Genomic DNA, 14935 nt, shown 5'->3' on the forward strand with positions numbered 1-14935 from the left:
TGCTAGAAAAAGTGCGCAAAGCCGGTTTTGCCGGGTTTCTCGCGGTTAGAGCCCACGTGCATAATGGTAGCCACCGCCACAATTGGGTCGGAGTGGTCTTCGTGCAAAATAACTTCCAGGCCATTGGCGAGCACAAACTTTTCGTAAGGCAATTCGAAAGAACCGGTTTTTTTGGCAGTAGTTTCGGAAGAAGCTTCTTTGGTGCTTTTGCAGGATAAAGTGGCTCCGCACAAGGCTGCCGTTAAGAGCATAGCGGAAAAGCTGATTTTATAGGTGCGCATGGCAGGCAAGGGGTTTAATAATATTGCTGGTTGGGTAGGCTGAATATTTTATTGGCGCAGGCTATTGCTTGCCCCTGTAAGGTTTAAGGTAAGTATTATTTTGGATAAAAGCGGTACCGGAATTGAATATTTATTTTAGCGCTGATTAGCTGTTTGAAGGGGGAATATTCTGAAGGTTACCACCCCCAGCCCCTCCTAAAATAGGCGGGGAGCGGCGGTAATGCATTTTGTGCCGTAACTTTTAATAGCTAACGGTTTAGGCAGTAAGTAATAACACTATTAAATAGAAAATACGCTTAAGTCTACATTATTGGCCATCCTGAACTTGTCGAAGGAACTATAACAGCATGGTAAAATAACTAATAGCTATTTCAACAAGCTTAACAGGACTACAATAACTTAAGCGCATCAACCAATTAATATTGGGCGCAACAGGCCCAGTGTTTATTTCAGCTTGAATGAAGCCGGCCGGCTAGGCATGCTTGCTTTTCTCTAGGTCGGGTAAAAAGCCGGTAAGTAGCCCAATAAGCGGCAAAAAGGCGCATAACTGAAATACATAACCAATGCTGGTCTGGTCGGCTACTTCACCGAGTACCGCCGAGCCAATGCCCGCAATACCAAAAGCAAACCCGAAAAACAAACCCGCAATAAGGCCTACTTTACCCGGCACCAGTTCCTGGGCATACACCAATATAGCCGAAAACGCCGAAGAAAGAATAACCCCGATGAGCACAATGAGTACGCCGGTCCAGAATAAATTGGCGTGGGGTAGCAGCAAGGTAAAAGGCGCAACGCCCAATATAGAGCCCCAGATAACGTACTTGCGCCCGAAGCGGTCGCCGACCGGGCCGCCAATAAACGTACCGGCCGCCACCGAAAACAAAAATACGAACAAGTACATTTGCGAGCTTTGCACCGATACCCCAAATTTATCGATGAGGTAAAAGGTAAAGTAGCTCGTCATGCTGGCCAGATAAATGTGCTTGGAGAAAATCAGGACTAATAATATTACCAACGATAAAACAATTTTAGGCCGCGACAGATTGGTTGCAACTTCCGGTTGCACCGTAACTGCTTTCTGGCGGATTTTGGCCGTATGATTTTTCTGCCAGCGGCCTACCCGCCACAAAACCAAAATGGCCAGCAAAGCTACCAGCGAAAACCAGCCAATAGAAACCTGCCCGAACGGCACAATAACCAGCGCCGCCAGAATAGGCCCCAGCGAACTGCCTGCATTACCGCCCAACTGAAACAACGACTGCGCCATGCCCCGCCGGCCGCCCGAGGCCAGGTGCGCCATGCGCGAAGCTTCCGGGTGAAATACCGCCGAACCCATACCTACCAAAGCCACGGAAAACAACAAAAACATAAAGCTGCCAGCCTGCGACAACAGCAACAGACCCAGCAAGGTAAAGCCCATGCCCACTGCCAGTGCGTAAGGCTGCGGTTTTTTATCGGTATAAAATCCTACAAAAGGCTGCAAAATAGAGGCCGACAACTGAAAGGTTAAGGTAATTAAACCAATCTGCGCAAAATCCAGCCGGAACGAATCTTTTACCAGCGGATAAATAGACGGAATCAGCGATTGCATGGTATCGTTGAGCAGATGCGAGAAGCTGAGGGCAAACAGCACCGGAAAAACCGCTTGCTGGGCTACTTGCTGCGGAATAGCGCTTTCGCCGGATAAAGTATTGTTCATTGGAATTTGCTATTTTCTTTTGGGTCTGTTATTTAAACTTTAGCTTAAATGCCGTCCCGTGCGCAAAGTTAAAGCCAATCTGGCAGGCTTCCTAACCAGAATAGTAACCCGGCAGAGCCGTTAAAGTTGTTTTTTACGAAGAAGTTTTAAAAACTCCCGAGAATATTTAACTTTCTAACTTAACCAGCTTCAATCATCCTTATCCACCATGTTCAAAAAAATAATTTTTCTCTCTTCCGTCCTGGGGGCGTTGGTTGCCTGCAACTCCCCGAAAAAATTGGCCAACACAACCGAAATTACCAAATGGCAGTATGGCCGGAACGCCGCCGTTTCGCTTACCTACGACGATGGCTCTACCAACCAGTTTGCCAAAGCAATGCCTATTATGGACCAACTGGGTTTGCCGGCTACCTTTTTTATTATTACCGGCCAAATACCGGGCTCGCAGTACCAGGGAAAATTTATTGGCCGGCCGGTAAAAGAAATTATTCAGGAAACGGCTACGCAGCCTACAAACAAAGAGAATTTTTTTGAGCGGGCTTCGGCCGTGGGTTTTCTGGGCTACCAGGGCACCATTGATTATCATACCCAGGCGGGCGCTTTAATAGATGCCGGCAAAGAAGCAGCAGCTTACAAGGTAATAGATGAAGTATATAAAAAAGTAAGGGCCGGCGAATTTAAACCCGGCTACCAGAGTAACAACGAAGTAGCCGAAGCCCGGGGCGTAACCTGGGATAAGATTAGAAGCTACGCTAAACAAGGCCACGAATTTGCCAGCCACACGGTTACGCATCCCCGTTTAGCAGCTTTAGACGAAGCTAATTTGTTGTACGAACTGGAGAAGAGCAAAGAAGATATTTTGAAGCAATTAGGCCCGGAATATACTTTTTCGGCGGAAGGCCCTTACGGCACCGAGAACGAGCGGGTAATGGAATACGCCTATAAAATATACCCCGCCCTGCGCAACCGGATGCCCGAACCGTACCTGGAAGAAATAAACCGGGGCAGCAAAGTGCAGCCCGGTACGGCTAAAAAAGAATACGTGCAATGGCAACGGGGCGCTACCACCAAAACACCTTTGCCCCTGATGAAATCGTGGATAGATACGGTGGCAGCGCACCAAAACAACTGGCTGGTACTGGTATTTCACGGGGTAGATAATATTGGCTGGGAAGCCCTGTCCTCCAGTCTTTTAAAAGAATATTTTGAGTATATTAAAGCCCGGGAAAATAAAATTTGGGTAGCTACTTTTGGCGATGTAAGCAAGTATATGCGGGAACGCATGAACGCCAAAGTGCAGGTGCAGGAAAAAGCAGATAAAGTAGTTGTTAGTCTTACCCACGACCTGGATAAGAACTTGTATAACCTGCCGCTTACTTTAAAATCTTATGTTTCGCAAGACTGGAAAACGGTGCAAGTGAAACAAGGCGAAGAAACACAGCGTGTGCAGCCCCAACAGGATGCCACCGGAACCTTTGTGCTTTACCAGGCCAAGCCTAATGCCCAATCCATCGAGCTTTCGGGTGTTTAACCAACCCTCCTGATAAGATGAAATATTGTTGATGGCGCGAGGCTCTGCCCAATATCCATTTTTCTTCCGGCCTCTGGCCTGTATAACGTATCAGCCGAAAGTATTTTATAAATATTTGTAGCGGCCAGAGGCCGGAAGAAAAAATCACGAGCGGGACGCTCGCGATAGCAGAGGAGAATAATATACTAACGAGTGAATGGCAGCTGCTACTGGCAATTGACATCAGTTTGGGCGATGAGGGCCTTTCAGGTTTCCGGTGCGCAGCATTCCGACGGAGGAGGAAAGGAAAGATGAGCAGCCCGAATGACCAAACGGGGCCTCGCGGCCTTGAGCGAACTTAGACAGCTAAAATCAGTTAGCACCTTCCCATTGAAAGATGAAATCTTTCAAAAGATATAAGTAAATATTAGCTGCCACAGTAGAAATTAAGCTTAAGACCCTATTCTACAAAACAGCGCTATTAAATCCCAAAAAGGTTTTATTTTAATACACCTTTGTTTAAATTGAGATTGCCGCCTTGCCCATACTCTAATTAGCCAACCATATCCACCAAACCCATGAAAAACCAACCCACTGCTGTACCCTGGTTTGCTTCCGTAAAGCAATTAGTTTATCCCGAAACTGCTGCCGGGGCGGCACGGGTAAAGTCGCCTGCTAAAACCCTGCACCCAGGCAATCCGGAAAATAAACCTGCGCGCCTGCTCTCCATCGATGCCTTGCGGGGTTTTGATATGCTGCTGATTGCCGGCGGCGGCACCTTTCTGGTGTTAATGAAAAATTTAACCGGATTAGCCTGGGTAGATTGGATAGCAGACCAACTAACGCACCCGGCCTGGCACGGCTTTACCTTCTACGATTTTATTTTTCCGTTATTTCTGTTCCTGGCGGGTGTTTCGCTGCCTTTTTCTTTAAACCGGGGCTTGGAAATGGGCCTGAGCAAATCCGATTTATACCGTAAGGCTTTCTGGCGCATGGTTATTTTAATTGCTTTGGGTATGCTGGATAAAAACGCGCCCTTTCCCATTTTTGAGCCATCACAAATCCGGTTGGGCAGTGTGTTGGGCCGCATTGGTTTGGCCGGTTTTGTTACCACCTTGCTTTATTTAAATTTCTCAGGCAGAAAGCGTTTATCGTTGGTAGGAATTATTCTGGTGCTGTATTATGCGGCGCTTTTCCTGTTTCCGGTACCGGGTTATGGCGCTGGTAATTTAACCATGGAAGGCAACCTGGTAGGTTGGATCGACCGTACTTTTCTGCCCGGACGCTTACTGCAAAAAACATACGACGAACTAGGCCTGCTTACGCAATTCCCTGCTATCTGCCTGACCATATTAGGTGCCATGGCCGGTGATATTTTACGTTCAAGCTGGTCGGAAAAACGGAAACTAAGAAATCTATTCCTGGCTGGCGCAGCCGCAATAAGTTTAGGGCTTCTGTGGGATTTGCATTTCCCGATTAACAAACATCTTTGGTCCAGTTCCTTTATTTGCCTCACCGCCGGTATGGCCCTTATTTTCCTGGCGGGTTTTTATTTCGTTATCGATGTGCTGCAATTCCGGAAGTGGGCTTTCTTTTTTATGGTAATTGGCATGAATTCTATTACTGTTTACCTGGCTTATCGTTTCATTGATTTTTCGCATACTTCCCAATTGCTTTTCGGCGGTTTGTATGCGCCTGCCCCGGAGCCCTGGCAGGAAGTTTTCCAGGCTTTTGGTGCCATGCTGCTGGTTTGGTTCTTCCTCTATTTCCTGTACCGTCAAAAAATATTCCTGAAAGTTTAGGTTGGAATTTAGTAATTGGTAGCAGGTAGTTGGTAATTGGTAGTAGGAATTTGGTAGTTGGTATCAGGTAGCAAGAATCAAGAAACAGGTATTTAGAAAATCAGATTAACAATTCAGCAATCTAACAATCAACAATTTAATAATTTAACAATTAACAATTCAACAATCCAACAATTCAACAATTTCCTAAAATGAAGGAGTTAATACCGCGGCGGGCATTTATTCAGAAAACCTTAACCGGAGCTGCTGTAGCCGGATTTGGTGGTGTTTTACCGGGATTTAGTGCCCGTAGTTATGCTAATATTCTGGGCGCCAACGACCGGCTACAAGTAGCTTGTATGGGCGTAAATTCGCGGGGATTAGCGGTGGCCGAAAACTTTGCGGCCCTACCGAACTGCGAGGTGTTGTATGTATCGGATGTAGACCGCCGCGCCGCTGAAAAATGCATCGCCAACGTAGGAAAAATTCAGCAAAAACAACCCAAAGCCCGGCCCGATTTCCGGAAAGCTTTGGAAGATAAAAACCTGGATGCCCTGGTAGTTACCGCCCCGGACCACTGGCATGTGCCGGCAGCGCTCCTGGCCTGCCAGGCCGGCAAACACGTTTACCTCGAAAAACCCGCCAGTCATAATCCCCGCGAAGGCGAACTGGTGGTAGAAGCGGCCAAAATATATAACCGGGTAATTCAGTTAGGTAACCAGCGGCGCTCCTGGCCCAACGTGGCAGCGGCCATAAAGGAACTGCACGGCGGCATAATTGGCCGGCCTTATTTTGTGAAAACCTGGTACGCGAATAACCGACCTTCTATTGGCAAGGGCAAAGAAACCGCTGTACCCGAGTGGCTCGATTATGAATTGTGGCAGGGACCGGCACCACGGCGGGCCTTCCGCGACAACATAATACATTATAACTGGCACTGGTTCTGGCATTGGGGTACCGCCGAGTCGGGCAATACCGGCATGCACCAGATAGACCTGGCCCGCTGGGGTTTAGGCGTAGATTATCCCGTGCGGGTAACCTCAGCCGGTGGCCGCTACCGCTACCAGGATGATCAGGAAACCCCCGATACGCAGGTAATTACCCTCGAATTTAAAAATAACACCAGTATTTTATACGAAGGGCGTAGTTGTAACGGCAAAGCCGTAGAGGGTAGCGGCACGGCCTTAATATTTTACGGCGAAAATGGCTCGCTATTAATTGATGGCAACGCTTATACCATTTACGACCTGAAAAACAAAGTATTGAAAGAAGTAAAGAACCAGGTAAAAATGGATTCGCTTAACACAACCAGTCCGGCCCAGGAATTGGATGCGCCGCACATGCAAAATTTCCTCGATGGTATCCGGAAAGGCACTAAGCTAATTTCAGATATTCTGAGCGGCCACCAGAGTACCTTGCTTTGCCAACTCGGAAATATTGCCCTGCGCACCGGCCATACCCTAAATATTAATCCGGAGAACGGCCACATCCTGAACAACCCCGAAGCCATGAAATATTGGGCCCGCGAATACCAGCCTGGCTGGGAACCCAAAGTTTAGTTCGATATTTCAGGATTGCTGGTTATAGCCAAAAGAAGAAAAGCGGTTTCTAAATTCAAAAACGCTATTCAATATTGTCGCCACAAACCTACTCCATAAACCATAAACCTACCCCAGAAACCAAAAACCTACTCTTACTAAAATTACCTGAACTTGATAAAATTAATTAACCATAATAACCCTGAACAACTATAATCAAGAGGAATGCCCATGTTTCATTGGGATCGGCCTCTGCTCCCGGTCATCCCGAGCCTGTCGAGGGATCTATTACAAATGCTTTATCTATGCTGATAATCAAATCGGGAATTTGTTTCAGAAGCTCCGCTAGCGTTTTACAAAGTGTAGTTAATGAGCCTGCTTGCTAGTTGTAATAGATCCCTCGACAGGCTCGGGATGACGGGTCGCCGATGCTATTCGGAATAGTAGATGGCTAATTTCTAATGAGCTAATTTGTGTATGCCAAAAGGTGCTTTAAGCCGTTGCAGAGGTTACGGTTATAGATGGGTGATGGATACGGCAATATTTATAGAACAGGGAGCGAAGCAAAAGGCTCTCGGCTTTACCGATAAACCTTTCGGTTGTGTTCTTCTTAGTAAAGAAGTAATACTTAATTTTGTAATCGGTACGTTTACTTTTGATAAAACTTGTAAGCTCCAACGGGCATGAATAAAAGAAGAAGGAAATATTTAATGGGCATGGCCGTAGCCTTGTTGCTGGTTTGGATAATTGCCGATGCTACCAATGAGCCGGGCGTACAAGATTTGCCGGGGAATTTTGAGGAAGTAGCTCTATACCGGAACGAGAACAACACCGGCCCTATAATCCGTATTTACGCAGTTACGCTCACCGATACGCTTTGGTCCGAAATGCGGGAGTATGGTAATTTTATGCCCCATACCAAATACGGCAACACCAAAGTTTTCTTTTTCCGGAAGGGCAGTCCTGTACCAGCTAAAGTAACGCCAGGCACCGAAAACTTCAGCCCGGAACTAAAAAAATATGTTTTGGCAGCTTACGAAAAAGATGCCATGGGCACAGTATCCTTCCGCAAATACCCATTTCTATAAAGCCTTTTCTGTTTAATAAGTGCTGTGGTGAAATAACCAGAAAGGTAATTAGTATTCTATAGGCTTGATAAAAGAAAGGCAGAATTGCTGCGTTGATCCCATCTCTGTTCTTCAGGAGGAACATATTTGGTGACCTGCTAAATAGGTTCCTCCTGAATGACAGAGATGGATTTCTCAACCTGTGTTATTTATCAGCTAATTGCCAACAACTAACAACTAACAACTAAAACCTACATCGCCTTCTTTCTGCCGGCCTGAAATTTTTTAAGCTGCGGGTCAATCACTTTTTTGTCACCTACTACCACCATGGTCATGTCTTCGGGCCGCACGTATTTTTTGGTGGTTTCTTTTATTTGTTCGGGCGTGATGGCATGAATATTTTGTACCTGGTTAGTCAGGTAAGAGTCGGGTAGGCCGTGTAAATCAATAAAATTAAGCTGATTAATAATGCCGCCCGGCGTAGAATTCTGGAGTACAAAAACACCGGCTTCGTAGTTCTGAACGCCTTTGAGTTCGTCGGGAGTGGGCGCTTCTTTCTGTAACTGCTCAATTTCGTACACAATTTCTTTTAAAGAATTACCGGTATGTTCGGTCGTAACGTCAGCTACTTCGGCCCAGTCGGCTACCCGGTAGCGTGCGCCAATAATACTGCGCGGCGAATAAGTATAACCTTTGTTTTCGCGAATATTACGGGTAATGCGCGAACCAAAAGAGCCGCCCAGGAGTGAGTTGGTCACGCGTAGGCGCAAATAATCGGGGTGTGACGGATCTACTACAGGCAACCCAATTACCAGCGTAGACTGGGGCGCACCGGGCCGGTCGATTACGAGTAAATCGGCTTGGGTATTGGGTTTGGCTATTGGAATCTGCGGGGCAGGGCCTTGTTGCCAGCCGTCTAAAGCTGTGGTAATGGCCTGGCGCATAGCGGCCGCATCGAACTTACCGGCGGCATAAATAGCCGAGCGCTGAGCCCCAAACTGTTGTTGGTAAAAATCGCGCACCTGATCTACGTTAAAGGCATTTATCTGGGCATCGGTAGGTAAATCGCGGCCATAGGGGTGCCCTTTGTAAAGCGACATCCGGAACTTGGTTTGGGCCTGCTGGCTGGGTTGCGAACGGGCCAGGTTCATGTTGCGCTTAAGATCGCTTTTAATGCGTTCTATTTCGGACTGCGGGAAAGCCGGGTTGCGGACCAAATCGGCCATTATTTTAACGAGTTCCGGGCCGTACTCCGAGAGTACCGCGCCCGAAATGGTAGTTTGGTTAGCACCCACGCTTACATCCAGCGAGCCACCCATACGGGCCACTTTTTCAGCAATTTGTTTGGCGTTTTGGGTAGTACTGCCTTCGCGCAGCAATTGTCCGGTAATATCGGCCAGGCCGTTTTGGGTGGCTTGCTCGTGCACGTTGCCAACTTGTATTACCAGGCTAATGGTTACTTTGGGTATTTCGCCGTATGGCACCAGGGTAGCCTGCAAACCATTGGGCAACGAAAATTCCTGCTTAGCGGGTAAGGTAAAATTACGGGGTTCACCGCCGGCCGGTGGGGTTTGCTTCTGGGTTTGGGCTAATAAGCTGTTACTGCTAAAAGCCAAACCAGCACTAATGAGGCATATAAATACTTTTTTCATGAGAACCACTTTTTAACTTTTGGCTTGCGGATTAATGGTTAAGATGGTGCGGTTAGTGGGCCGCAAATATTCCCGGATAGTTTTTTGCATCAGGGCCGGGGTTACTTTTTTAAACTCGCTTTCGAGTTTATTTATTCGGTTGGGGTCGTTGTCGAACAAGGCAAAACTGGCGAGTAAATCGGCTTTACCGAAACCGTATAACTGGCTGATTTGATCGTACAGGCTGGAACGCATTTTTATTAGAGCCAAATCCAACATTTCCTGAGTAATGCCCTGCGTTTCGAGTTTTTTAATTTCCCGGTCCACTACGGCAATAATAGAGTCGGCCGATACATTGTTGTCGTAAATCAGGCTGCCATCCCAGAGCATGGGGCCATTGTAGTTAAACATATTGCCTAAGCCCGAATTAATACCGCCATCTACCGAACCCGAATAACCGCGCTCCTGCACCAAGGCCTGGTACAAACGGCTGTCCTGACCCTGAATTAATATTTGGTCCAGTAAACCCATGGCGTAATATTCCGGCGTGTTTTTATCGGGCATGTGGTAAGCAAAAGCCAAAGCCGGTTTGGTAGCCAGCTTATCGTCCTTAGAAAAACGCTGCTCTTTTTCCTGGCGGGGTTCGGTTAAATCTACTTTAGGTGGCAAGGTGGCCTGCGGAATATCTTTAAAATATTGGTTAATCCAGGTTTTGGCCTGCGATGGTTCAAAATCGCCAACTATCACCAAAGCGGCATTATTAGGGGAATAATAAGTTTTAAAAAAGGATTTTACATCGTCGAGGTTGGCGGCGTCTAAGTCTTTCAGGTCGCCGTAGAAATTATGCGCGTTGTGCCAGTTTTTATTCGCGTACTGCGGCATATCCAGCCACGGGAAACCGCCGTAGGGCTGGTTTAGTACGTTTACTTTTACTTCGTTTTTTACCACGCCCTGTTGGTTGGTCAGGTTTTCCTGGGTAATATTCAGGCCGCGCATCCGGTCGGCTTCGGCCCACAGCATGGTTTCGAGTTTATGCGCCGGCACAATCTGGAAATAATTCGTAAAATCGAACCGGGTAGAGCCATTCAGGATGCCGCCATTTTTCTGCACCAACTGAATAAATTCCATTTTGCCTAGATTTTGCGATCCCTGAAACATCATGTGCTCAAACAAGTGGGCAAAGCCGGTGCGATTCTTGGGCTCAATCCGGAAACCAATATTGTAGTAAATAGCTACAGTAGCAATAGGCGCGGTTTTATCCGGCGATAACACTACTTTAAGGCCATTATCCAGGGTATAATATTCTACGGGCACCTGGTAGGCCGTGGCTTTTTCGGTGGAGGCGGGTGTTGCCTGCGTTGCCGCGTTATTCGGTGGGTTGGTAACTGTTTTGGGGCTACAGCCCGTTATTGCCAACAGCGCACCCACAACAATACCCGCCAGCGGTACACTTATTTGCTGAATTAAAAGTAAATTATTGCGCATAGCCTAGTGGTTTAGTTTATGTTAAATTTAATAACTTATCATTAAAATATATTACGATAATTATTCTTTTTATAATATAAACTATAACTGTGTTCTTTTCTGTAAACGGATGGCTTAAATAATTATATGCAAGTTCCCAAGCCTCAATTTACAATTGGATAATATTTGTTTGGGCAAATTGCGTATTTGAAGCAAAGCCCGATTAGTCGGTTATTAATAAAAAATTTATATTTTAAGTTTTCGGCCACCACCTATTTAAATCTGCAGCATGAAAAAGCTTTATTCCTGTTTGTTTCTATTTTTATTTTTGGCGCAATCACTTTCGGCACAAAATAATAAGATTAGGGTTATTGTTTTTGGCGCGCACCCCGATGATTGTGATATTTCGTCGGGCGGATTGGCGGCTTTGTACGTGGCGGCCGGGCACGCGGTTAAGTTTGTGTCTTTAACCAACGGCGACAAAGGCCACCAGCAAATGGACGGACCCGCACTAGCCAAACGCCGGCTGGAAGAAACCCGCGAAGTAGCCCGGCGGCTGGGCGTTACCTACGAAGTGCTGAATAACCACGACGGAGAATTAATGCCTACCCTGGAAAACCGCCTGGAAGTAATCCGGCGCATCCGGGAGTGGAAAGCCGATATAGTGATTGCGCCCCGCCCCAACGATTACCACCCGGACCATCGGTACACCGGCATTCTGGTGCAGGATGCCGCTTACCTGGTTATTGTGCCCAATATTTTGCCTAAGGTAGCGCCCCTGGCAAACAACCCGCTGTTCTTGTATTCCTACGATGATTTCCAGCGGCCTAACCCATCCAGGGCGGATATTTCAGTTGATATTACTGCGGTTTACGATAAAAAAGTAAACGCCCTGGATGCCCATGCTTCACAGGTGTACGAATGGTTACCTTGGACGGTCCACGATAAAACCGTACCAGTTAACCCGCAGGAACGTAAAAAATGGCTCGCTGACAAATACCTCATCTGGTCGAGCATAAACCCTGAAATCCGGCAGTCGTTGGAAAAATGGTACGGCAAAGACCAGGCAGCGCAAGCCAAGCAGGCCGAAGTATTCGAAATTTGCGAGTACGGCAAAAGGCCTACTGAAGCTGATATCCGGCGCTTGTTTCCGATGCTACCGCCGAAATAAATGGGCTTAGGTATTTAAAGGCAATATTTAAAAGTTTTCAGAATTTTATTACAAAGTATGCAAGCTATAATTATTATCCAGCCCGGTGCCCCGGAAGTGCTGCAACTACAGCAAAGGCCAATGCCTGCACCAGCGCCGCACGAAATATTAATCAGGGTAAAAGCGGCGGGTGTAAACCGGCCCGATGTTTTTCAGCGCCGGGGTGGCTATCCGCCGCCACTGGGGGTACCTGCCGATATTCCGGGTCTGGAAGTGGCCGGCGTAGTGGAATCCGTAGGAACTGAAGTTACGCGCTGGCAACAAGGCGATGCGGTGTGCGCTTTGCTGGGTGGCGGCGGTTACGCCGAATTTGTAGTAGTAGATGCCCGGCATTGTTTGCCTGTGCCGCTGGGTTGGTCCTTCACCGAAGCAGCTTCTTTGCCCGAAACCGTATTTACGGTGTGGCACAATGTATTTCAAAGAGGAGCCTTGCAGTCCGGCGAAAGCTTTTTAGTACACGGCGGCAGCAGCGGCATTGGTATAACGGCCATTCAGTTAGCCAAAGCCTTTGGTGCCCGGGTGTTTACCACCGCCGGCAGCCCCGAGAAATGTGTCCGCTGCGAAGAATTGGGCGCCGAACGGGCCATTAACTACAAAACCGAAGATTTTGCCGAAGTGCTAAAAGCCGAAGGTGTGGACGTAATCCTGGACATGGTAGGCGGCGAGTATACCCACAAGAACCTGAATTTGCTGCATCCGGATGGCCGGTTGGTATTTATTAACGCCATGAAAGGTGCACCCGCCGAGTTTAATATTCAGCACCTGATGCGGAACCGGTTAACCATTACCGGCAGCACCCTGCGCCCTCGCTCTGCCCAGTTTAAAGCAGATCTTGCGGCGGCTATTCTGGAAAACGTTTGGCCAGTGCTGGAGCGCAGAAAATTTGTACCGGTTATTTATCAGGAGTTTCCTTTAACAGAAGCCGCCCAGGCCCATGCACTTATGGAAAGCAGTGAGCATATTGGGAAAATTGTGTTAAAGGTAGAAGCGTAGCTTCAGCCGTTGGTGGGAAACAGTTTAGAATAGAATAATTAGTATGCTAGGTGCGAAACCATTGGGCGTAAACAGCATTAAAGCCTAAAAAGCATTTAATTGCCTTTTAGCTGAAACGTGTTCGGTTATCTTAATAGCGTCATTATGAAGAGCGTAATGTTTCTGCTTTTGGTATCTATATTTCTTTCTTCCGGCCCGTATTCGAGCAGCAAGGAGCAGGTAATATTTGACAGAATCGAATATATCTACAACTTAAAAAGACTAATTGACAAAGCAGCCTGGAAAAGTTTTGCAGACAAAAAATACGATTTGCCCTTAGTTTACTATACAGACAGCGTTTGTTATATTGCCAATCCTACTAATAAGTTTATTGCCTCCTTTAAACCCAACCTCGTTTTTGAAGCTAGTAATTTAAAAATTTACAAAACAGAACTACTGGATAGTCTTCCTTTCCACATGGAAACAAGCCTGACGTTCGGCGATTCTTCCTTGGCTTATAATTACAAGTCCCCGTTCATGAATTGCAGCAGCTTCGAGATTACGCAAAAAACAATACACGATGTAAACGCAACGGAACAATGGGCTACCATGGTAATACACGAATATTTTCATGGTTTTCAGTTTATGCATCCGGCTTACCTTAAATATTTTCAGAAGAATATGACCGTAATTCCGGAAGACAGCTTAAGAAAAGTTTACAAAGCGCAAAAGTGGTATAAAGCAAGCATAGATAAAGAAAACGAAATATTACTAACTGCTCTTACTGTAGCAGATGGTAAACAAATTAAAGCCCTAATTGACTCATTTTTTCTGTTGCGCGAGCAAAGACGACGCCAGGCCAAACAACAACTTAATTTTGACGTGACAGCAATTGAGCAAACTTACGAAACCATGGAAGGAACGGCGAGGTATGTGGAGTATAGTTTATACCGCAATTTTGCTAATAAAGCGCCAAATCCTAAGTTAGTAAAAAATGACCCGGCGTATCAATCTTATAAATATTTCCGGAACCATAACCAGGAGAAAGATAAGTGGTTGTACCTTACAGATAAAACCACATATTTTTATGCCACCGGTTTTAACATGGTACGGCTTTTAGAAAAATTAAAAATCAAGTACCAAAAACGTCTTTTCCGGGAAGATGCTTTATCATTAGAACAGATTTTAAAACAGTATGTAGCAAAAAAGCACTACAAATAATAGCGGCTTGCTACTCTAATAAAAGTGTAATGCCAATACTCCTTAACGATATTCTATAAATAGCCTGGTTTATCTGTTTCTCTTTTGAAAGATTGCATCTTTCAAGGCTGAGGTGCTAACTGTTAGTTACTGTTTAAGTTTGCTCCCGGCCGCGGGGCCCCGTTTGGTCACTCGGGCTGTCTAAGCTTGTTTTCCTCGTACCTCGGAATGCTACGCACCACAACCTTAGAAGGCCCTCATCGCCCAAACTGCTGTAGTCTGCTTCGTAGCTACTGCCTTTCTAAGCCTTAATAATTATTAGATTTAAACCTTCCCAACAAAGCTAATCCACAACAATATGGTTCGGCCGAACTCCTTCCCTAATTTAGGGCTACGATTAGGACACAAAATGGAGCGGGGAGCTGTTGGGGGTAAATGGCAGATGCAATATTTAGCAATATTCGGATAGAGCGACGGGTCAAGCAAGTAGTAGAAAAGATAATAGAAAAGCAAAGTGTGGTGATACATCAGCTAAGTGCGAGCGAAGCCGAGCAGCGGAGTTACTACCGTCTGCTGCATAAC

At 46.5% G+C, this 14935-nt stretch carries 11 protein-coding genes; 7 read left to right on the forward strand and 4 right to left on the reverse strand.

What is annotated here, in order from left to right; genetic code table 11:
• Positions 1–2: 2 nt before the first annotated feature.
• Together F0145_RS26595 and F0145_RS12785 are read right to left on the reverse strand one after the other, a co-directional pair.
• Positions 3–281: a hypothetical protein gene (locus tag F0145_RS26595; RefSeq protein WP_223816024.1), complete on the reverse strand. Its 279-nt coding sequence runs from the start codon at positions 279–281 to the stop codon at positions 3–5.
• 472 nt (positions 282–753) lie between these two features.
• The gene (locus F0145_RS12785; RefSeq protein ID WP_150088798.1) at positions 754–1980 is read right to left on the reverse strand and encodes an MFS transporter; all 1227 of its coding nucleotides are present in this window, start codon (positions 1978–1980) and stop codon (positions 754–756) included.
• Positions 1981–2188: 208 nt separating this feature from the next.
• Here F0145_RS12785 and F0145_RS12790 point away from each other — a divergent pair, with 208 nt between their 5' ends.
• From F0145_RS12790 to F0145_RS12805, 4 genes are all read left to right on the forward strand, one after another.
• Positions 2189–3511 carry a polysaccharide deacetylase family protein gene (locus F0145_RS12790; RefSeq protein ID WP_150088799.1) on the forward strand — a complete coding sequence of 441 codons (1323 nt, stop codon included), beginning with the start codon at positions 2189–2191 and terminating at the stop codon, positions 3509–3511.
• Positions 3512–4068: 557 nt separating this feature from the next.
• Positions 4069–5292 (forward strand): acyltransferase family protein, encoded by a 1224-nt coding sequence (locus F0145_RS12795; protein WP_150088800.1) that lies wholly within the window; start codon positions 4069–4071, stop codon positions 5290–5292.
• A 191-nt stretch (positions 5293–5483) separates the two neighbouring features.
• Positions 5484–6830 (forward strand): Gfo/Idh/MocA family protein, encoded by a 1347-nt coding sequence (locus F0145_RS12800; RefSeq protein WP_150088801.1) that lies wholly within the window; start codon positions 5484–5486, stop codon positions 6828–6830.
• A 662-nt stretch (positions 6831–7492) separates the two neighbouring features.
• Positions 7493–7897, forward strand: a complete 405-nt coding sequence (locus tag F0145_RS12805) for a hypothetical protein (RefSeq protein ID WP_150088802.1) — start codon at positions 7493–7495, stop codon at positions 7895–7897.
• 230 nt (positions 7898–8127) lie between these two features.
• Here the strand turns inward: F0145_RS12805 and F0145_RS12810 are convergent, their stop codons facing one another.
• Positions 8128–9528, reverse strand: coding sequence for a M16 family metallopeptidase (locus tag F0145_RS12810; RefSeq protein ID WP_150088803.1), 1401 nt, complete (start codon positions 9526–9528; stop codon positions 8128–8130).
• Between the two features lie 12 nt (positions 9529–9540).
• Complete coding sequence (locus F0145_RS12815) at positions 9541–10992, reverse strand: M16 family metallopeptidase (protein WP_150088804.1); 1452 nt, start codon at positions 10990–10992, stop codon at positions 9541–9543.
• Positions 10993–11260: 268 nt separating this feature from the next.
• On the opposite strand from F0145_RS12815, the gene F0145_RS12820 reads away from it, so the two are divergent.
• The 3 genes from F0145_RS12820 (at position 11261) to F0145_RS12830 (ending at position 14374) form a co-directional block, all read left to right on the forward strand.
• Positions 11261–12142, forward strand: a complete 882-nt coding sequence (locus tag F0145_RS12820) for a PIG-L deacetylase family protein (protein ID WP_150088805.1) — start codon at positions 11261–11263, stop codon at positions 12140–12142.
• 57 nt (positions 12143–12199) lie between these two features.
• Positions 12200–13174, forward strand: coding sequence for an NAD(P)H-quinone oxidoreductase (locus tag F0145_RS12825; protein WP_150088806.1), 975 nt, complete (start codon positions 12200–12202; stop codon positions 13172–13174).
• Between the two features lie 144 nt (positions 13175–13318).
• Positions 13319–14374, forward strand: coding sequence for a hypothetical protein (locus F0145_RS12830; protein WP_150088807.1), 1056 nt, complete (start codon positions 13319–13321; stop codon positions 14372–14374).
• The last annotated feature ends 561 nt before the right edge of the window (positions 14375–14935 follow it).

Source organism: Adhaeribacter rhizoryzae (genome assembly GCF_008629685.1).
GTDB classification, from domain to species: Bacteria; Bacteroidota; Bacteroidia; order Cytophagales; family Hymenobacteraceae; genus Adhaeribacter; species Adhaeribacter rhizoryzae.

Excerpts from the sequence above, each read along its gene's own strand:
- F0145_RS26595 (WP_223816024.1), bottom strand. The coding sequence starts at position 281 with ATGCGCACCTATAAAATCAGCTTTTCCGCTATGCTCTTAACGGCAGCC.
- F0145_RS12785 (WP_150088798.1), bottom strand. The coding sequence starts at position 1,980 with ATGAACAATACTTTATCCGGCGAAAGCGCTATTCCGCAGCAAGTAGCC.
- F0145_RS12790 (WP_150088799.1), top strand. The coding sequence starts at position 2,189 with ATGTTCAAAAAAATAATTTTTCTCTCTTCCGTCCTGGGGGCGTTGGTT.
- F0145_RS12795 (WP_150088800.1), top strand. The coding sequence starts at position 4,069 with ATGAAAAACCAACCCACTGCTGTACCCTGGTTTGCTTCCGTAAAGCAA.
- F0145_RS12800 (WP_150088801.1), top strand. The coding sequence starts at position 5,484 with ATGAAGGAGTTAATACCGCGGCGGGCATTTATTCAGAAAACCTTAACC.
- F0145_RS12805 (WP_150088802.1), top strand. The coding sequence starts at position 7,493 with ATGAATAAAAGAAGAAGGAAATATTTAATGGGCATGGCCGTAGCCTTG.
- F0145_RS12810 (WP_150088803.1), bottom strand. The coding sequence starts at position 9,528 with ATGAAAAAAGTATTTATATGCCTCATTAGTGCTGGTTTGGCTTTTAGC.
- F0145_RS12815 (WP_150088804.1), bottom strand. The coding sequence starts at position 10,992 with ATGCGCAATAATTTACTTTTAATTCAGCAAATAAGTGTACCGCTGGCG.
- F0145_RS12820 (WP_150088805.1), top strand. The coding sequence starts at position 11,261 with ATGAAAAAGCTTTATTCCTGTTTGTTTCTATTTTTATTTTTGGCGCAA.
- F0145_RS12825 (WP_150088806.1), top strand. The coding sequence starts at position 12,200 with ATGCAAGCTATAATTATTATCCAGCCCGGTGCCCCGGAAGTGCTGCAA.
- F0145_RS12830 (WP_150088807.1), top strand. The coding sequence starts at position 13,319 with ATGAAGAGCGTAATGTTTCTGCTTTTGGTATCTATATTTCTTTCTTCC.